This window comes from Flagellimonas flava, assembly GCF_050617915.1.
Lineage (GTDB): Bacteria > Bacteroidota > Bacteroidia > Flavobacteriales > Flavobacteriaceae > Flagellimonas > Flagellimonas flava_A.
Genome location: NZ_JBODQE010000001.1, coordinates 1 through 20313 on the forward strand (window position 1 = coordinate 1; position 20313 = coordinate 20313).

A 20313-nucleotide genomic window follows, 5' to 3' on the forward strand; every position below is an offset into this window, starting at 1 on the left:
TGAGTCGATCTCGTGCACTTGATTTGCACTGCTCACTTTCATCCGCCGCAGGTGGTATACATTGACCGCCCTATCCAACAAGGGAATTTTTTTCATGTTTATGTCGTAGATAACATACTCCATGATCTCGGATAGCTTAAGAACAACCTCAGCCGCTTTTTTGGATCGCTGCAAGGTTAGCGCATAAAGGTTATTTAGGGTATTAAAAAAAAAGTGGGGCTGTATCCTGGCTTTTAAAAATTTAAGTTCGGTTTCAGATTGCAGGGCCAACAAATGTTTGCTCTTGTTCAATTGAACCACATATTCCACGGTAAACTTGATGGCTGAGACCAACCCAATCACATATATTTCGCCCAAAACCACGGTAACAATATGATTGAACCCGAAGGGTTCATGAATTCCTTCAGCCTCTCTCCAGATTACTTCACAAACCCACCAATAGGATAGGCCTACGCGAACAAAATAATGACAACCAAGGGCAAGCATCAATAAAAGGATATAGGTTTTATATCTTTTGGATAGAATAAATTTCGGGACGAGATAGTAGATGTTGAAGTACACCATGATCATATGCAACGGGAACTCCACCAGATTGGATTTGAACGAATACCAATAATCATGAAAATAGCTGCCCCATCGGATGGAATTGAACAAAAAATAGACCACCCAAAATATAATGTGGTATCGGATGGGTATCGTGGTCTTTACCTTGTTCTCTATGTTCCAAAATGCACTCAATACTGAACTTTTGCAAGGATTAAGGTGGATGAAAATTAGATGTTTTTACCCAATCTACAAACTTGATAATCACCCTATTTGGAGTGGAATCACGCCGATAAGGGAAAACCATGCAATTGACCTTCACAAACATACCGTTCAGATAAAAAATAATTTAGATTTTTTAAAAAGCAATACTTTCAAATTGACAATTAAAGTTGGAAATCACATTTTATGCGACTTGCATCCATAGATATTTTAAGGGCAGTTACCATGGTCCTAATGATTTGGGTAAACGACTTTTGGACACTTTCCAATGTCCCCAAATGGCTTATGCATGCCACAGGCAATGAGGATTATCTGGGTTTTTCAGATGTTATTTTCCCGCTGTTTCTGTTTATCGTAGGCCTTAGCATTCCCTTTGCCATTAGGAACAGAATGGACAGGGGAAATTCAAAATCATCCATTGCCGTTCATATTCTCATTCGTTGGTTTTCCCTTTTACTAATAGGATTCTACCTTATGAACTATGAGGTGGCTTTTGACGAAGGTATTTTAATTGGAAAAGATTTCTGGACCATTTTAATGACGCTGGCCATTGTCCTGGTTTGGGTTGACTGGGAAAAAACATCGACCCCAAAGAAATATCATCCGCATTTTAGGGCCGTAGGTGCCGCCCTGTTGATCTTTCTGGCAATTATTTACAAAGGTGGAGCTGCAGGTGAGGATTGGATGCAGGTTCACTGGTGGGGCATTTTGGGGCTTATTGGCTGGGCTTATCTTTCCAACTCCCTAATTTTTTTGTATTCCAAGGGAAATCTGATTGTAATTCTTCTTCTTTGGATACTGTTCAATACACTATGTATCCTCTTTCAACAGGGAATAGTGGAAGGGCCTGATGGATTTTTACGATATTTCTCAGTGCTATACCAAGGTACCATACCTGCTTTTACAGCAGCTGGAGTGTTGACCACCTTATTGTTCCAAAAATATTCCGCTGCGCGATTAAATTCCGCTTATCTGGTCTTGGCCTTCCTTGGGATTGTAAACATTGCCATAGGGTTGATTACCAGACCCCTGTGGGGGATTTCCAAAATACAAGGAACCCCATCTTGGCTGGCCATTTGCACCGGAATTGGGGTTTTGGCCTTCATTTTGTTTCATTACTTGGCCGATGTCAAGAAAAAAACCAAATGGGCAACCTTTATTTCCCCGGCAGGAACAGCTACCCTTACCTGTTACATGATTCCGTACATGGTATATCCGATTCGCAGTTTGTTGGGCTTTAGACTCCCCGACATTTTCAACAATGGATATGTGGGACTATTGGTGTCTTTTGTTTTTGCGCTTCTTGTGGTGGCATTTACAGGTTGGATGGAACGCAGAGGGTATAAACTGAAACTCTAGAATATAATTGATTTACCCCACTCCTACTCATTCCATTACAACCTTTTTTCCCTAGGTTCTAGATCCGTTAGCTCCGCTATTTTAATAGGGCGACCACTTTCAATACTTTTTCTGGCGCCTATACCAATAAGAATGGACATAGCTCCGTCCCTTACCCCAGCAGCCCTATCAAAGGGGTCTTGGGTGTTTGGAAGTTTGAAGATTTTTTCATGAAGTCGCTTATCTCCTCCACCATGACCTCCTCTTTCCATGGGCACTTGTACCGTTTCATGGTCTTTCCATAGATGATGGAGAATCATGGGTTTGTACCCTTCCACCTCCTTAAGGTTCTGAGTCATTTCCAAAGCGTGAAGCTCTTCTTGGCTCAATGGATTTTCCTTGCGATAAGGAATATCGTGCCATGCCTCTATCCTCCCCTTGGTTCCATTGAATGCTATCCGCCACCCTTCAAAAGGAGAATAGGTCGTTAACGAATAATTGACCACGGTTCCATTGGCATATTTTATCTGGGAAGACATCTTATCATAGATGTTTATTTCTTCACGATACAGACAGTTGTCCCGTACATAACCATCATGCTTTTCGTTTTTGACATACAGATTCATGTCCATCTTGCTTTGGGTAATATCCCAATGAAAATCACAATTATCCACATGTTTGCAATCCCTGCAATTGTTTCCTCTAAATGTATTGGCACTGCCATAATGCTCCAAATCTCCGTAAGCAAATACTTCCATGGGGTCCGAATCCAACCACCAGTTCAATAAATCAAAATGATGGGTTGCCTTGTGCACCCACAAAGTCCCCCCTGTCTGGCGCAGGCCGTGCCATCTCCTAAAATAGGAAGCTCCATGATAAGTATTCAAGTACCAATTAAAATCCACAGAGGTTATTTTTCCAATGGTCTCTTCCCGAAGCAATTCCTTTATTTTGGTGTTGTAAGGAATCCAGCGATAATTGAATCCAACAATTACCTTGTTGTTGTATTTCCTTTCAGCATCTATGATCTGCTGGCATTTGTCCTCATCAGTGGTCATTGGTTTTTCTGTCAACACATCACACCCCAGCTCAAGCCCTCGGATAATGTATTCGTGATGCGTGGAGTCCGTTGTGGTAACGATTACTAGATCTGGTTGGTTCTGTTGAACCATTTGATCAAAATTGGAACAAGTACTGCACTTTACACCCATATAGTCTTTGGCAAAAGCCAACCGGCCAGGATTAACATCGCATAAACCTACAAACTCCAAGGTGTCGGAATAGGTATCCACTAATCGCTTCCCCCAAAATGTAATACCTCTTATTCCCGTTCCCACCAACACAACTTTAAGTTTTCTTCCCATAAAGGCAAAGTTCAATGGTGATGCTTCTACCATAGTTCCAGCGGCCAACATGGACACTGCCGTTAAAAATTTTCTTCTGGTTTGTTTGTTCTCCATGGCGGTTTTGGTTTTGCGGATTATATATTGATTTTTGAACTTCAGTAATTAGGATATGATTGTATTCTTTTGATTAAAAAGTTGCGTCCATTAAAACATTTTGTGCAATCGATTACACAATTATAGCAATTTACCATGCGTAATCAAAATATTTTTGCCATCTTGCTCCCAACGTAAGCGTTCATTTCATTTCATTTTTGAACTTTTGGATTCTATCAAATGGCCAATAAAACAACCATCTATGATATTGCAAACGAGCTAAATCTCACCGCGGCAACGGTTTCGCGGGCGCTGAATAATAACCCCAGAATTAGTAAGGCCACAAAAAAATTGGTGCTGGAAACCGCTAGGGAATTGAACTATGAGCCCAACAAGTTGGCCTTGGCCCTTAAAAAAGGAAAAAGCAATAATGTGGGAGTGGTTGTCCCCTATATTAACCACAGTTTTTTTTCCACCATTATAAGAGGAATTGAGGAAGAACTCCATCCCAAAGGATACCATGTAATCATCAGTCAATCGCACGAAGAAGAGGACCGTGAAGGACAAACCATAAAGAGCTTACTAAATGCCCAAGTTGAGGGCATTTTGATTTCGGTCTCCCGATCTACAAGAAATACAGAACACTTGGATGAGGTGGTACAAAAAGGTATTCCACTGGTCTTCTTTGACCGAAAGAAAGATATTAGCGGGGTAAGTTCTGTGATCTTTGATGATTATCAGGGGGGATATCAGGCCACCAAGCATTTAATTGAATTGGGATGTTCCCGCATCGCTCATTTTTCGGGGGATAGGTCTTTGGAAATATACCAAGACAGGTACCTAGGTTATTTAAGCGCGCTCAAAGACCACGGGAAAGAGCCCGACCAAGATTTGGTTTTTGAAATCCGCAGTACGGCAGAGGACGGCATACAGGCCATTAAAAGCCTGATGGCACTAAAAAATCCGCCAGATGCTATTTTCTCATCCACGGATTACGGAGCACTGGGTGCAATCACATGGTTAAAGAACAATGGCTTTAAAATACCAGCGGACATCCGCGTAGTTGGATTCAGTAATGAACCTTTTACCGAGTTTATGGATCCTCCCATAAGTTCCATGGACCAATCTCCTTTGGAAATGGGAAGGAAGGCCGCCCAAATGTTCTTGGAGCAAGTAGGTCAAAATTCAAAAAGAAAAGAAAAAAGAATAGTCCTCCCTCCTAACCTCATTGTTAGGGAATCTTCTTCATAGCTTTTAAGCCAAATGCGTTTTCCTGAAAGCTGAAGGTGTAAGCCCTTCAAATTTTTTGAAGGCGCTGTTAAAAGAAGATAGGCTACTGAAACCGGAATCAAAAGCTATGCAGGATATCGTAAAATTTTCGTTGTCCTTATCCACAAGCAGTTTCTTGGCCTCCTGAATTCTGTAGAAATTAACAAAGTCATTGAAATTCTGCCGGGCATGTTGGTTGATGACTTCGGAAGTTTTTTGCGTACTCACTTTCACCAACTTGCTTAAACTGGATAGGGAAATATCGGATTCCAAGTACAACTTATTATCAACCAAATGATGGGTCAATTGATGAAATAGGTCCAAATCGTTGTTCCCTTTAAAAGCATTTCCGTCCATATCCGTCACCTTGAGTTGAAATGCTTTAAAACTCAAGAAATAGACCACCACGGAATACATAATGGGACCAACTATGTAGGGTACTGCATCTTCCACAATGTTCAACACATAGGAAATCCAAATAATGACCAAGCCTATATGCAACAAACCTAACCAGCTAAAAATGGCCTTTTGGGATTTGGTCCTTTGCTCCTTGGGATAGGTCTTGCCCATTTTGTTATAAACCCTACTGGAGATGAAGATATAAAAGGCAAAGTGCAGGTAGATAAAAATGAGAACGCTGCCAAATATGATGATGACTTCCTTATTGTTTGTCTCAAACCAAGCTTTGTTCACGAAAAAGCTGGCCAGAAAAACCAGTGCAAACGGAATTAATTCCAAAGCATAAAACTTCGGTAGTGTAAAACCCGAACGTGTCATTCCGTTAACATACCAGCGCAACATGGGGCCGATACCCAATAAAAAAGCCAAGCCTGCGAAAATAAATGCAGGCTCAAGATTATTACCAAAATACAGCAGTACCGATTTGCCTATTCTAAATGCCATCAGCATCAGAATCAAGGCCAACAATGAATTGGTCAGGATTCTTTTCTTTTTGAAGAACAGCAGATATAAGGCGAACATGGTACCATGCAAAAGGCCGGCACTGCTAATAATTACAAGAAGTATATCTAAAAATCCCAAATAACCAATTTCTCAAATGTAGCTATATTTTCGCGCTTTTGGCTTCGCATTTTTTGGCGTGGGAAACCAACCCAATAAGTGCAGCGAACTGCCCAAGCTCCCCTTTCATAGCCGCAATTATTCCATGTTTGGCGATCAACACACGGTCTAATGGTTTGTTCTCCTCAACCAATAAGTTCTCCATTAATTGCTTGGCAGGTTGCTTTCCTGCCTCATGGAATTTTAGAAGCACTTGCACGGCATTCTCCTCTGCTGTGATTTCCCGCTTTTTTAAGGTATAGCCCATTTGCTGAATCATTTGTTCTGCCACACTCCAGGTGGACCATGGATTTTGTCCGGTTATCAAGTTTTGATCATGGCTGACATTGTCCAAATACATAACCCCTTCATTGAACTTGGCACCTTGTTCCACCATTTTATCCTGTAGCAAAAAAGGAAAGATTGTCTCAGCATCGGAAATTAGAAGCAATTCCTCTTTATTGGTAAAACCGCTTACGGTTTTGTTGGCCAAGATATGCTGCCCGTTGTCCAAGGTAACATTGACCAAGGCTGCTGGGCCATGGCAAACGGCTCCAATAACTTTGTTGGATTGATAATAGTTTCTAACCAATGTTTGAATGGCCACATTGTTTGGAAAATCGAACATGGCCCCTTTCCCTCCAGCAAAGAAGACTGCTTGATAATCCTCCGCCATTACTTGGTCCATTGGAATGGTGTGGCTTGTTTTGAGCTGGGCAATGGAATCGTTCAAAAATGCGAAGTCGAAGGCTCCCATATCTTCATCATCGATTACAACAGGTGGTTTTCCACCTTCTGGACTCGCAATGTCCACTTCAAAACCGTTGGCTTGGAAGGTGTAATATGCCCTTGCCAATTCCGTCAATTCATAACCTGTGCTTTTATCACTGTTTCCCATAGTATCAGCACTGGTAACCACCGCAAGTATCTTACCTCTATAAGGCACAGGATCATTTACCAAATAGGCCAGTTCCGTTGCGGAAGCGGATGTTAGCGAAGCATCTCTGGGCGGTATCAAGCTTTTAAACCAAAACCCAAAGGATACCACCACAATAATTAAACTAAGAATAAAGAGGGATACCCATTTCAGCATCCGATATTTTTTAAACATAACTTTTGATTTAGAATTACGATGCGAAATAAGGGCAGGAAGGCAACAAAAGCTGTCGAAATGATAATTCCGTCAGAACAAAATATAATTCGATAGGCCCCCAAAGCAGAGCAATCTAGAATATAAAAATTCTTTTATCACTAAACTTTTGCGTTGGCTGTGGATTTCAAAAATTGGGATGGGGTAATTCCCGAAAACTTTTTGAACGCTTTGTTGAAGGTGTTTTTGTTGCTGAAACCAGCATCAAGGGCAATGGCCAAAATGGTCAGGTGGTTATATTTGGGATTTGTCAATCTGCTCCTTACCTCCTTGTACCGATATTCATTCAAAAATTCATAAAACGTCTTGCCCAGTTCCTCGTTCAAAATCTGGGAAATCACATGTTTGGGTATACCTAGGTTTTCGGATAGCTTGGATAAATTTAGATCGTGAAGCAAGTAGGGCTTTTCATCCTCCATATAAATTATAATTTGAGAAATATGCTTCTTCAAATCAGATTCCACGAGCTTGGAACTTTTATATTTCACCCTTGGATTATTCAAAAGTACCTCCGTATAGACTTTGCGGTTCCTAATGGTAAGAACTACCATAAAGTGGATGAAGAGGGTGCAGCAGAACAAGCTCAAATAGTATGCCTTTACATCCATATGTCCCTGCTGTAAAAACCAGACAACGGCTAAAAAATCAACCAGCCAAAATAGCAGAAACCCAAAAGTAATTTTCCTTAACCACTCCAGTCTAAAGGTATCCTTCTTCATCTTGGATTCCTGGGAACTTTTGTTGAGTAGGTTTAAGGCTAGCACGACATAGATAAAACTTTGGGCGATTTGGGCTACCGTGAATATTGTAGTACCCAAATCCAACCCTTGCTGACCTGAAATTATCTGGGATTCAATCAACTGGATTTTAGCTGGACCAGACAGCATAAAAAATGGTGCCATTGACAATAGCGCCAACAAAAATGGAAGTCCGTGTAGGAGGTCAGTAGCCCTAAACCCAAACCCCTCGCTTAAAACGGATTTCACATAAAACAAGAATAAGGGACCCAGTAAAAAAAGTAAAGGGAGGCTAACGTTTACCAAATGGGGTACGTTTAAATGCAAGCTGGAATTGATGATCACATAATTGAGCAAGTTGATAGTGACAACTGCTACCAAAGCAATGAGGTAGTATTTTGACTTTCTTCTAGTGGAGCCGATCAGCAAAAGCATCCCTAAGAACAGCCCTTGTAAAATCCCAAAAAGCAATAGGACGGACCAAATGTCAAACCTAACTGCGGATAAATGCTCCATGCTTCACTGATATAATTTAGATACACAAAGGTAAGACCTTAGTTATCAAGTGTTCAAAATGACTCTTCCAAAGAGTCACTCTCAATTTATGGATACGCTTTGTGCAGAAAATTGCTTTAATCTTGACCCAATCAATAATAAAAAAAATGGAAGGTATATCAATACTAAGAACTGCGCTTAAAGCAAACGGATTTTTCTCTTTGGCCACTGCCCTACTTACCTTGCTATTGGGTAATTCAATCTTGGCATTCAATGAAATGGCCAATGGACAACCTATGGGGTTGGCTATCCAATTGTTCATTTTTGCCGCCGTTGTCTTGTTTGCAGCCTACAGAAAAAAAGTGCCGGTAATACTCGTTTGGATCATCATAGTATTGGACATTTTATATGTACTGCTTGGATTCTATAATCTATCCTTGGTGGCGTCGGAGACAAGTTTGGGCGGAAAAATGCTTATGGTCATAACCAATGTAATGGTGGCCTTGTTCGCTGCCCTCCAAACTTTAGGAATTATCAGGTATCGAAAATCCTTGACAGCATCTAAGCCCTAGTTAAGGTTTCCAAAAAAAAAACAGTCATTTTCTAAAGAACCAAGTCCAGATGTTTTTGTCGATACTGGTTAGGAGTACACTTTTCATGTTTTTTGAACACGGACGAAAAGTATTGACTGGTAGTAAATCCTGTTCGATAAGCCACTTCCGTTATGGTAAGTTCAGGCTCTTCCAAGAGCATTTTTTTGGATAATTCCAAGCGCCGCATCATCAAATAGCGCATGGGCGTTAGATTCGTGATTTGTTTACAATGGTAGGTAAACCGTGTAACGCCCACCCCTGCAGATTGGGACATTTCCTCAATGGTCCAGTTTTCCGAAAGGCTGTTTTCCAACTCTTTTAGAAAAAAGTTCACACTTCTGGAACTCTCGGTAAGTGACTCATTCAGAATAATATCGTCCGTATCCACCAAATCTAGAATCAAAATCAAGAGATAGTTGATGAGCAATCTTATTTTTGAGGCGTTGCTCCCGGATTCGTCGGTATCTATGGCCTTTCCAAGAGCAATAAAACAATCACGAACCTCCTTATTGGTTTTTAAGATGGACTGATCATTCTGTCTCAGAATAGTCGTCAATCTATTCAAGTCATTGGGTGTTAAGGTTACCCAGTCTGGCCATTGCCATTCCTGATGGGGTCTGCGGACTCCCAAGTCAAGAATAACCCAGTAAAATTTACCCATCCCTACGTAGGGATTACCAACCTTATGTACCTCCCAGGGCCTGGTAATGGTTAAATAATTGGGTTTTAAAAGGACTTCTTTGTTTTCCTGTGCATAGGGCATACTACCAGATTCCAAGAAATGGAATTCAATTCCTTCGTTGCGATGCCAATCCAATCCCCAATCCTGTGGTTCATGGGCGTCCCAATACCCGATGCTGTTCAATCCCAAGGTATTATCATCCAATCGGTCACCAGGATAGGTGTGTCTTGACAACATCCTGGATTTGATTTTCTGCCGCTTAGCGGCATCTACCAAGGGCAAACATTTATCTGCATGATACACAATTCCGTCTGCCTCGTAGGGCTGAATCTCATGTATACTTTCTTTCATTGAAAAGATTTAAACAAAATGGGATGAAAAGTAGTTATTTTTATATGTTCAATCAAGTATAAGAGATATAAGCATCCAAAACAAGTTTCATGGGAGCTCCAACTAAATCATTTTCACCACGAAAAATTTTCAACCTGGTTTTGTTTGTGCTTTTTGCAGCTTTCGCTTATGTACAATTAAACGATAAGGACGGAATGCTTTGGTTTTCTATTTATGGTGTGGTGGCTTTGGTTCATCTATATATTGTTTTTAAAACTATCAATAGGATCATCCTGTTGCTAATGATGATTGGACTAGCCATATACAGTGCGGTACACATCCCCTACTTTGTGGATTGGATACAAGTGCAAAACAAATCCGAACTTTTTGGTGAAATGGTCTACGAAAAACCATACCTTGAAGGTACTCGGGAATTTTTGGGCTTGGTCATAGCATTGGTTTCCATGGTTTATCAATGGAGACAATCCAAAAAATGAAAAGAAATCTATACTGAAAATAATGTGGGAAGGATAAAATGGGAGATAGAAAGTTAGATTTTACCAACTGCGTTCTAAGCAAATTGTCTCCTGAAGAGCAAGATTGGTTGAACTTAAAAACGGCGGCCGTTAACGAGAGCACAAGGAGATTTCCCATTTTCTTTAGCCAAGCCTCACGTTTTATAGCCAGTGAAATCCCGGAATGGAATGCCAATCAAATTCAAGAACTGAATAACATATATCCAGGGTTTGGAAAGACGAATTGGACCAAACAGGACTTAGCAAGGACAATATTGGTGTGTGCCCTGGACACCAACAAAGATGCACAGGTATTACGCGGCTTTTTTGAAATTGCGGAGATGAAGGAACTGGTGGCACTTTATAAAAGCTTGTTTTTATTGGACAACGCAGCCGATTTTACGTCGCAGGTCAAGGAAGGAGTCCGCACCAATATGGTCAACGTGTTTGATGCCATTTGTCTTGGTAATCCTTTTGCGGCCGCTTATCTTGAAGACCCGGCATGGAACCAATTGGTCTTAAAGGCCATTTTTATGGAAAGACCTTTGTATAAAATCCAAAATATAGACCAACGAAGGAATAAGGAATTGGCCAATATGCTCCAAGATTATATCCAAGAACGCTGGGCGGCTAAGCGAACAGTTTCTCCTGAGGTCTGGCGACTGGTAGATCAATACCTACGAGAAGATGTCAAGCAACTAATTTTGGAAAAGGAACTTGAAACATTTGAAAAAAGTGCTCTAGAAACCGTTTTAAGTTCGAATGAGACTGTGAACGAGGAATTTTGGAACAACATAGGAAAAATGAACGAATTAAATTTGAATTAATGCACTATATAGACCCCCATATACATATGGTCTCAAGGACCACAGACGATTATGAAGCGATGAGGGAAGCCGGTATTGTTGCCGTGATTGAACCTGCATTTTGGCTGGGACAGCCACGGACCACCGTGGGATCCTTCAAGGATTACTTTAGCATGCTGGTCGGTTGGGAACGCTTTAGGGCCTCGCAGTTTGGAATCAAACATTATTGCACCATTGGACTGAATTCCAAGGAAGCGAACAATGAGGAGTTGGCGGAGCAGGTCATGGAAATCCTGCCCCAATTTTTGGCCAAGGAAGGAGTTGTAGCCGTTGGTGAAATCGGATATGATGATCAATCCCAAGCAGAGGACAAATACTTTAGATTACAACTGGAACTCGCAAAGGAATTTGAACTACCCGTTATGGTCCATACCCCGCACCGCGATAAGAAAAATGGTACCCTAAGAAGTATGGATGTTATCCAGGAGCATGGCATTCCAGAACATATGGTGGTCATAGACCACAACAATGAAGAAACCGTAAAACATGTGCTCGACCGAGGCTTTTGGGCTGCGTTTACCATCTACCCGAAAACCAAGATGAGCAAGATGCGAATGGTGAATATTGTAAATACCTACGGTTCTGAAAAGATCATCGTGGACAGCTCAGCGGATTGGGGCGTAAGCGATCCGTTATCAGTTCCTAGGACTGCGGCCTTAATGAGAGAAAATGGCATTGCAGAACATCATATCCACCTCACTTGCTACCAAAATGCGTTAACCGTTTATGGGCAAAGTGGGCAATTCAATGAATCTGATTGGAAACAGGATCATGTTGTAAAACAAGATGATCTCCATCAGGGAAACAGCGTGCTAAGGGGTCAGGAAGCCAAGGAAATCAACTTCAAAAATAGCATTGGGGATTAATACATGCAATGGTCCGGGTATATACAGCTGATCAGGCCTGCCAATATTGTAACTGCCATAGCGGATATCATTGCAGGGGTTGCCATAGCTGGCGTATTTACCCTTGATATTTGGAATCGGGATGTCATCTTGGATTTGTTCCTGCTGATTCTTTCCACTTCCTGTTTATATGGCGGAGGAATTGTCTTTAATGACGTTTTTGACATTGAGGAGGACAAAATCCATAGGCCGGAGAGAGTTATTCCTTCGGGAAAGGTCAGCCTAAAACAAGCCAAACGCTTCGGCACGCTGCTTTTCTTAGTCGGAATCCTTGCTTCTTTCGGGGTATCTATTTTAAGTGGTGGCTTGGCTACTGGGATTACCTTGTTGGCACTACTATATGATAAATACAGCAAACACCATTTGGTTATGGGGCCCTTGAATATGGGAGCATGCAGGGGTGCTAATCTTCTGTTGGGCATGAGCATTGTGCAACCTATTCCTTCGCAATTTCTTTGGATTGGTTTACTGCCCATAATCTTTGTGGCGGCCATAACCCTAACCGCACAAAAGGAAGGCCAAGGAAAGAACAAAAGAGCTATAATGGTTGCCATGGCATTGGACGCAACCATAGTGGCGGGTATGTTGCTTTTAAGCCGATACTTTAACTTTTCCTTAAAATCAGCTTCCATATTTATAGTACTTTGGTATGGGGTAAACTTTTTAGCGAAGCTTAAAGCGATTCAGCATAATCATCCAAAAGCCATTAAAAAAGCGGTGAAGACCGGGGTTTTGTCCCTTATCCCTCTAAATGCAAGTTATGTAGCAGGATTTGGTTCCATCTACTTAGGATTGGCTACGCTTTGCCTGTTGCCCTTGTCCATATACCTGGCCAAGAAATTTGCAGTGACCTAATTTGTTATGCAGAAAGTGATTATGAAAAAGGAAAGAACATTAGAACAGAAGTTTCAAGTAAATTTTCAATTTAAGGTGTTGTTTACGCATCATATTTTTGATGTGGACAATACCATCCTCCAGAAACTATTGTCGGAAAATGCTTTGAACAAGAGTAAAGCCCTCGTTGTCGTGGATAGCGGTGTTAAGCAAGCACACCCTGCTTTGATTCAGGCTGTACAAGCTTACTTTAAGCACTACGCTAAGTCTATTGCTCTTCAAGGAGAAATATTGGAAATTCCAGGTGGGGAGGCCGCTAAAAATGATGAATCCCTCATCAAAACCATTTTGGACAAAGTGAATCAATTTGGGATTGACAGACATTCCTATGTCATTGCCATAGGCGGAGGTGCGGTTCTGGATGCCGTAGGTTTTGCCGCGGCCATTGCCCATCGCGGGGTTAGACATATTAGAATACCAACTACGGTTTTGTCCCAAAACGACTCAGGTATTGGTGTGAAAAATGGGATAAATACCTATGGAAAGAAGAATTTTACGGGCTGTTTCGCCAGTCCGTATGCCGTTATTAACGATGCCACTTTCCTCTCCACCTTGGACGATCGCGATTGGAGGGCTGGAATAGCAGAGGCCATCAAGGTTGCTCTTATCAAGGATACAGATTTCTTCGAGTGGATCGAAATGGAGGCGGATGCTTTGACCAATCGGGATATGGAAGCTATGGTTGAGCTCATCTATCGTTGTGCAGATTTACATATGCAGCATATCCGAAACTCAGGTGATGCCTTTGAGCAAGGATCGTCACGACCTCTGGATTTTGGACATTGGGCTGCCCATAAGTTGGAGCAATTATCCAATTTTTCGTTGCGTCATGGAGAAGCTGTGGCAATAGGTATTGCGTTGGACAGTGCCTATTCGCACCTAAAAGGACATTTGGACCAACCATCCTTAGATCGCATTTTAAATCTGATGGCTAAATTGGGATTTGAACTCCACCATCCCAAGCTTACAGACCAAGTGATCCAAGGACTTGAAGAATTCAGGGAACATCTGGGCGGGCAGCTTACCATTATGTTGCTCAACGCCATCGGCAATGGTTTCGAAGTACATGAAATGGACGAAGAAGTAGTCTTGGAGGCCATGAATAATGTAAAGCACTACAGCGCGCAAAAACTCGAAGTGTAATGCAAATTGAACAAAACGCGCATTTAACCTATTGCACCAACATTCACCCAGGTGAAAGTTGGGAAGAAGTCTTTGCCAGTTTGCAAACGTATGGCCTACAGGTGAAAAAGAAGGTTTCCCATGATCAAGCCTTTGGTCTTGGTTTGCGTTTATCACGGCGCAGTGCTGAAGAATTGATTCAAGGGAAACATTTGGACCAATTTAAGTCTTGGTTGGATATCCATAATTTATATGTATTTACCATGAATGGTTTCCCTTATGGGGATTTTCACCATGTAACTGTAAAAGACCAGGTCCATACTCCTGATTGGACAACGGCAGACCGAGTGGTATACACCAAAAGTCTGGTGAAAATTCTAGCCCACCTGCTTCCAGAAGGCATGGAAGGTGGGATTTCAACCTCCCCCTTGTCCTATAAATATTGGTTCAATTCCGAAAAGCAGATTGAAGAGGTGAAAAACAAGGCTACCCTATCCCTAATTTCTGTGGTTGAAGATTTGGTCAAAATTAAAAACCAAACAGGTAAAACCATACATATCGATATTGAACCGGAGCCGGACGGGGTTTTGGAAAACACCCAAGAAGTCATTTCCTTTTATCAGGAACACTTGCTTAAAACAGGCATAGCAGCGCTGCAGGAAAAACTTAAGTGTTCCCCTTTTCATGCTCGTGAACACATTTTGGAGCACATTCAAATCTGCTATGATGTCTGCCATTTTTCCTTGGCCTATGAGGAACCCAAGGATGTTATGGCACAATTCCAGGAACAAGGCATCAAAGTCGGAAAAATACAGATCAGTGCAGCGCTTAAAAGTAGACGTTCTCCTGATATTTCCATTAAAGAACAACAGGATTGCCTACAACAATTTGATGAACCTGTTTACCTGCACCAAGCAGTGGTACTGAAAAAGGATGGGACGCTGGACCATTACCCTGACCTTCAGGAAGGCATAACTGCTATGGCTCAGGAAAATTTTAGGGAACTCCGAGCGCATTTTCACATCCCCATTTTTGTCCCTGATTTTCAAGTGTTGGAATCTACTCAAAATGATATTGTCAAGGCCCTGGACCTATGGAAAGAAGTTCCCTATAGCAGTCATCTTGAAGTTGAAACCTATACCTGGACCATATTACCGGAGCATTTGCAAACGGACATCACAAGTTCTATAGTAAGGGAATTGCAATGGGTTTTCAACCAATTGGAAGCATAAATAGCAAAAGTACATGAAGCAAACCGTGGTCATCAATGTTGTGGGACTCTCTTCTTCCCTGCTCCAACACCAAGATTTGTTTTTGTCTCAATGGATTAAAAACAAACAGCTATCCAAGATAAAACCTGTGCTTCCAGCGGTAACCTGTACTGTCCAGTCCACCTATCTAACTGGGAAACTCCCCAGTGAACATGGGATTGTGGCCAACGGTTGGTATTTTAAGGATGAATGTGAGATCAAACTTTGGCGGCAGTCCAACCACTTGGTGCAGTCTCCAAAAATATGGGACAAAGCCAAGGCACACAACCCCAACTTTACATGCTCCAATATGTTTTGGTGGTACAATATGTACTCAAATTCCGATTTTAATGTGACTCCAAGACCGCAATACCGAGCGGACGGCCAAAAGATTCCGGATTGCTATTCCAATCCACCGGAGCTGCGGGATAGGTTGCAAAAGAAATTGGGCACTTTCCCACTGTTCAATTTTTGGGGGCCTACGGCCAATATCAACTCCACCCAGTGGATTGCGGAAGCCTCCAAGTTGGTGCATACCTGGCATGAACCCACTTTACAGCTCATTTATCTTCCACATTTGGACTATGTTTTGCAAAAGCATAATGACCAAGACATCATTTATCAGCATCTAAAGGAGTTGGACACTGTTCTTAAAGACCTAATTGGATTTTATGAGGAAAAAGGAATTGATCCCATTGTACTTTCAGGATATGGCATCACTCCAGTTAAGGGGCCAATGCACATCAACCGATTGCTCCGAAAAAATGGATACATAAAGGTTAGGGAAGAAAATGGATTGGAAATTTTAGATCCAGGAGTCAGTGAAGCTTTCGCCATGGCCGATCATCAAATTGCACATGTCTACGTGAATGCAAAAGGCAAATTGCAAGAAGTTAGAAGACTCCTCGAAAATTGCCCGGAAATTGAACTGGTTCTGGATATGGAGGGCAAAAAGAACCATCATCTAGATCATATACGGTCAGGAGACTTAGTGGTAGTTGCGAAAAAAGAATATTGGTTTACCTACTACTATTGGCTTAACGATGCCAAAGCACCTGATTTTGCAAGAACAGTGGACATCCACAAAAAACCAGGCTATGATCCAGTGGAAATGTTCACGGATCCCAACAAAAAAATGATGCTGGCGCGAATTGGATGGAAACTGCTCAAGAAAAGACTTGGATTCAGGAGCTTGTTCAATGTGATTCCTTTGGATGCCAGTTTGATCAAGGGATCTCATGGAGCCATCAATATTCCAGAGGCATATTATCCGGTTTTCATACATAATGCTGACCAAGGGAAGCCGAAGCGCGAAACCCTACTTCCAACCGAAGTCTATGGTCATATCTGGAGGAATGTTTTTGGAACTGCCAAGGAATAAGAATCGACCTTACGGACTACATTATGTTGACCCGCAATGTATAAAATATTTCAACGTGCAATTATACACAGGAAAGAGACTATAAATCCTTAATTTTCCTTGTTTAAAATAAATTTCGAACGGCAAGACTATGAATGTGACAAAATATGCAGTGGTACTTTTGGTGCTTCTAACTGCAATTTCCTGCGGGAAAAAACAGAAGGAAATATTGGTGTTGAGCAAAACTGCTGGTTTCCGGCATGAATCCATTGAGGCGGGAATTGCGGCCCTCAAAAAATTAGGTTTGGAAAACGATCTTAAGGTAGTGACCACCGAAAATGTCTCCTACATTGTGGAGGATTCTTTGAAAAATTATGATGCCGTTGTCTTTTTGAATACCACTGGTGACATTTTAAATGCCGCACAGGAAGCTGATTTTGAACGCTACATTCAAGCCGGAGGGGGTTTTGTGGGGATCCATGCCGCAACAGATACAGAGTATGATTGGCCTTGGTACAACAAAATGGTCGGCGCCTATTTCATGGGACATCCAGCCGTGCAATCTGCTACTTTAAATATTATCGATAGAACGCATTCTAGCACCCAAATGTTGGATAGCACTTGGGTTAAGGAAGATGAATGGTACAACTTTAAGAGTTTTAATAAAGATGTCAATGTTCTGATTGAGATAGATGAAAGCACTTATGAAGGTGGAAACCACGGCGAGCACCACCCTATTTCTTGGCATCATGAGTATGACGGAGGAAGAGCCTTTTACACCGCCATGGGCCATACAGATGAAACTTTTACGGACGAAACCTTTCTAAACCATCTCATGGGCGGAATAAACTATGCCATGGGCAATCGCTCATTGGATTATAGTAAGGCCAAAACCGACAGGGTCCCGCTGGAGAACCGATTTACCAAAAAAATCTTGGATTTTAACCTGGATGAACCCATGGAGTTGGAAGAACTTCCAGGCAGAGGAATTCTATTTATTGAGCGCAGAGGCAACCTTAAATTTTACGATTTTAAAACGGCGACCACCAAGGTAATTGCCAAGTTGGATCTGTTTTATGGCAATGAGGATGGTCTCTTGGGAATGGCGGTGGACCCAAATTATGAAAAGAACAACTGGATTTATCTCTTTTATTCATCCGCAGAAAAGGTGGAACAACATGTCTCCCGATTTACTCTTAAAGATGATGTGCTAGACTTGGATTCCGAAAAAATCTTATTAGAGATTCCGCTGATCCGCGAGTGTTGCCACAGTGGCGGTGGTTTGGAATTTGGACCTGATGGAAATTTATTTATTGGTTTAGGAGATAACACCAATCCGTTTGAATCCCAGGGATTTGCACCAATTGATGAGCAAGAGGGAAGGGCCCTTTGGGATGCCCAAAAATCCGCCGCTAACACTAATGATCTTCGCGGTAAAATCTTGCGAATAAAACCCGAGGATGATGGCACGTATTCCATTCCAGAAGGGAACCTTTTTCCTGAAGGAACACCCAATACCCGACCTGAAATTTACGTAATGGGCTGCCGAAACCCGTTCCGGTTCCATATTGATTCCAAAAATGGTTATGTGTATTGGGGTGATGTGGGACCTGATGCTGGAAAGGGAGTCGAAGACCGTGGACCAAAGGGCATGGGTGAATTTGACCAGGCCAGAAAGGCTGGCTTTTGGGGATGGCCCTATACCCGTGGTAACAATCAACTGTACAACGATTACGACTTCGCCAAGGAAGAATCCGGGCCTAAGTTTGACCCTAACCATTTAATCAATGATTCGCCGAACAATACAGGGATACAAGAACTTCCGCCTGCCCAGGAATCCATGATTTGGTATTCCTATGACCGCTCGGAGGAGTTTCCATGGCTGGGCGAAGGCGGGGTAAATCCCATGGCAGGAGTGGTATACCACTCCTCGGATTATCCCAATGCAACCGAAAGCACCTTTCCAAAGTATTTTGAGAACAAACTGTTTGTTTACGAATGGATGAGGGATTGGATCTATGTGGTCACTTTGGATGAAGACCAAAACTATGTAAAAGCAGACCCCTTTATGCCCAGTACCGAGTTTTCGCACCCCATGGACATGATCTTCGGTTCTGACGGAAAAATGTATATGTTGGAATACGGTCAAAAATGGAACTCCAGAAACCTGGATGCCCGTTTGAGTCAGATATCCTACATAGAAGGAAATTTAAAGCCTGTAGCACAAATTACCTCCAACACGGAAATAGGTGCCGCTCCCCTTTCTGTTGAATTTTCCGCTTCGGCCTCCATAGATTATGATGGAGATGCTTTAAGCTATGAATGGTCTTTTTCAAACAGTTCCCAAGTGGAGTCCAATGAAGAAGCTCCAGTCCACACCTTTGAGGAGGCAGGACTTTACAACGTACAGTTGAAGGTAACCGACCCCTTTGGAAACTCTGATGTGACCCACACCAAGATTTTGGTAGGAAATACGGCACCAGAGCTTCAAATTCAGATTGAGCCCAAGGATTCCATGTATTTCAACAACAAAAAACTTACGTATAAGGTTGTAGTCGATGATGCAGAGGATGGAAATTCCGATAATGGGACTATCCCTGCAGATCAGATCAAGGTGACCTTTAGCTATATTCCAGAAGGCGAGGATATGATCAAAGCCACGCTGGGACACCAACAAAATGTAGTTCCCGAAGGGAAGGTACTCATGGATGCCACCGATTGTGCGGCCTGCCATGCGGTGGATGTTAAGGTTAATGGCCCCAGCTATACGGAAATTGCCGAAAAATATAGCTCGGATGACCGCAATTACCTTATTGACCGGGTCAAAAAGGGAGGCTCCGGGGTTTGGGGCGAGTCCCTAATGTCTGCCCATCCACAATTGGATATTGAGGAAATTGGGAAAATGGTGGACTATATCCTTTCACTGAGCCCCGATGAAAGCGTGGAGGAAACTTTATTGCCCCTTTCAGGAACCGTTCGGTTTAGAGAACATATGAAAGGTGAAAGTGGTGGTAAATATGTATTGATGGCCTCTTATTTGGACCAAGGCAACGAGAAGGTTCCAAATTCCGAATTGGCCACAAGCTCACAGGTGATTTTTACCACATCCAAACTGGAAGCGGAAGCAGCAGACGAACTCAGTGATGATGTTGGGGAGTGGGAAGCCGGAGGTGCAGAGCTGGTAGGCTCCATTAAGCACGACAGTTTTATCGGTTTTGAAAACATCAATCTGAGTGGCTTAAAAAGTATTAGCTTTTCAGCCTTCTATATTTCCGGGTACAACTATAAGGGGGTGCTGGAGATTCGGGAAGATTCCCCCGAAGGTACGGTCATTGGCAGTACGGCCCTTGGGTATTACCACGAGTCCGATGAAGGTTTTAAGAGCTATGAAATTCCGGTGAGACCCACCGCCCAGCAAAGCACGCTCTATTTGGTGTTTAAAAATCCAGTGGATGAAAAACAATTTATTGCCAATGCCAACTGGATCATTCTAAACTATTGACATTGGAATCTGAGCTAAGGTTTCAGTACAACTACTAAAACT

General features: G+C 42.2%; 17 protein-coding genes. 11 read left to right on the plus strand and 6 right to left on the minus strand.

The window, feature by feature from the left end:
• The coding region (locus ACRHOZ_RS00005; RefSeq protein ID WP_431121001.1) for a histidine kinase at positions 1–738 on the minus strand (738 nt) is incomplete at its 3' end.
• A 213-nt stretch (positions 739–951) separates the two neighbouring features.
• On the opposite strand from ACRHOZ_RS00005, the gene ACRHOZ_RS00010 reads away from it, so the two are divergent.
• Complete coding sequence (locus ACRHOZ_RS00010) at positions 952–2124, plus strand: heparan-alpha-glucosaminide N-acetyltransferase domain-containing protein (protein WP_431121003.1); 1173 nt, start codon at positions 952–954, stop codon at positions 2122–2124.
• A gap of 35 nt (positions 2125–2159) precedes the next feature.
• Here ACRHOZ_RS00010 and ACRHOZ_RS00015 read toward each other — a convergent pair whose 3' ends face one another.
• A complete protein-coding gene (locus ACRHOZ_RS00015) occupies positions 2160–3563 on the minus strand; it encodes a Gfo/Idh/MocA family oxidoreductase (RefSeq protein ID WP_431121005.1) in 1404 nt (467 codons plus the stop codon).
• Positions 3564–3782: 219 nt separating this feature from the next.
• Here ACRHOZ_RS00015 and ACRHOZ_RS00020 point away from each other — a divergent pair, with 219 nt between their 5' ends.
• Positions 3783–4793: a LacI family DNA-binding transcriptional regulator gene (locus ACRHOZ_RS00020; protein WP_431121007.1), complete on the plus strand. Its 1011-nt coding sequence runs from the start codon at positions 3783–3785 to the stop codon at positions 4791–4793.
• Positions 4794–4796: 3 nt separating this feature from the next.
• Here ACRHOZ_RS00020 and ACRHOZ_RS00025 read toward each other — a convergent pair whose 3' ends face one another.
• The 3 genes from ACRHOZ_RS00025 to ACRHOZ_RS00035 form a co-directional block, all read right to left on the minus strand.
• Positions 4797–5852, minus strand: coding sequence for a helix-turn-helix domain-containing protein (locus tag ACRHOZ_RS00025; protein WP_431121009.1), 1056 nt, complete (start codon positions 5850–5852; stop codon positions 4797–4799).
• A gap of 22 nt (positions 5853–5874) precedes the next feature.
• Complete coding sequence (locus ACRHOZ_RS00030) at positions 5875–6981, minus strand: type 1 glutamine amidotransferase domain-containing protein (RefSeq protein WP_431121011.1); 1107 nt, start codon at positions 6979–6981, stop codon at positions 5875–5877.
• A gap of 140 nt (positions 6982–7121) precedes the next feature.
• The gene (locus tag ACRHOZ_RS00035; protein WP_431121012.1) at positions 7122–8273 is read right to left on the minus strand and encodes a helix-turn-helix domain-containing protein; all 1152 of its coding nucleotides are present in this window, start codon (positions 8271–8273) and stop codon (positions 7122–7124) included.
• Positions 8274–8419: 146 nt separating this feature from the next.
• On the opposite strand from ACRHOZ_RS00035, the gene ACRHOZ_RS00040 reads away from it, so the two are divergent.
• On the plus strand, positions 8420–8824 hold the full coding sequence (locus ACRHOZ_RS00040; RefSeq protein ID WP_431121014.1) for a hypothetical protein: 405 nt from the start codon (positions 8420–8422) through the stop codon (positions 8822–8824).
• 31 nt (positions 8825–8855) lie between these two features.
• Here ACRHOZ_RS00040 and ACRHOZ_RS00045 read toward each other — a convergent pair whose 3' ends face one another.
• Entirely contained in the window at positions 8856–9878 is a 1023-nt protein-coding gene (locus tag ACRHOZ_RS00045; protein WP_431121016.1) for a helix-turn-helix domain-containing protein, read from the minus strand.
• Positions 9879–9967: 89 nt separating this feature from the next.
• Between ACRHOZ_RS00045 and ACRHOZ_RS00050 the strand changes: the two genes are divergently transcribed.
• The 8 genes from ACRHOZ_RS00050 (at position 9968) to ACRHOZ_RS00085 (ending at position 20271) form a co-directional block, all read left to right on the plus strand.
• Positions 9968–10354 (plus strand): transmembrane 220 family protein, encoded by a 387-nt coding sequence (locus ACRHOZ_RS00050; RefSeq protein ID WP_431121018.1) that lies wholly within the window; start codon positions 9968–9970, stop codon positions 10352–10354.
• A gap of 38 nt (positions 10355–10392) precedes the next feature.
• The gene (locus ACRHOZ_RS00055) at positions 10393–11199 is read left to right on the plus strand and encodes an EboA domain-containing protein (protein ID WP_431121020.1); all 807 of its coding nucleotides are present in this window, start codon (positions 10393–10395) and stop codon (positions 11197–11199) included.
• Positions 11199–12104 carry a TatD family hydrolase gene (locus ACRHOZ_RS00060; protein WP_431121022.1) on the plus strand — a complete coding sequence of 302 codons (906 nt, stop codon included), beginning with the start codon at positions 11199–11201 and terminating at the stop codon, positions 12102–12104. The genes ACRHOZ_RS00055 and ACRHOZ_RS00060 overlap by 1 nt, the downstream gene beginning before the upstream one ends.
• A gap of 3 nt (positions 12105–12107) precedes the next feature.
• Entirely contained in the window at positions 12108–12998 is an 891-nt protein-coding gene (gene eboC, locus ACRHOZ_RS00065; protein WP_431121024.1) for a UbiA-like protein EboC, read from the plus strand.
• A 21-nt stretch (positions 12999–13019) separates the two neighbouring features.
• Entirely contained in the window at positions 13020–14180 is a 1161-nt protein-coding gene (locus tag ACRHOZ_RS00070) for a 3-dehydroquinate synthase (protein WP_431121026.1), read from the plus strand.
• Positions 14180–15391, plus strand: coding sequence for a metabolite traffic protein EboE (gene eboE / locus ACRHOZ_RS00075; protein ID WP_431121028.1), 1212 nt, complete (start codon positions 14180–14182; stop codon positions 15389–15391). The genes ACRHOZ_RS00070 and eboE overlap by 1 nt, the downstream gene beginning before the upstream one ends.
• Before the next feature lie 13 nt (positions 15392–15404).
• Positions 15405–16790, plus strand: a complete 1386-nt coding sequence (locus ACRHOZ_RS00080) for an alkaline phosphatase family protein (protein WP_431121030.1) — start codon at positions 15405–15407, stop codon at positions 16788–16790.
• Between the two features lie 130 nt (positions 16791–16920).
• Positions 16921–20271 (plus strand): ThuA domain-containing protein, encoded by a 3351-nt coding sequence (locus ACRHOZ_RS00085; RefSeq protein ID WP_431121032.1) that lies wholly within the window; start codon positions 16921–16923, stop codon positions 20269–20271.
• Positions 20272–20313 lie beyond the last annotated feature (42 nt).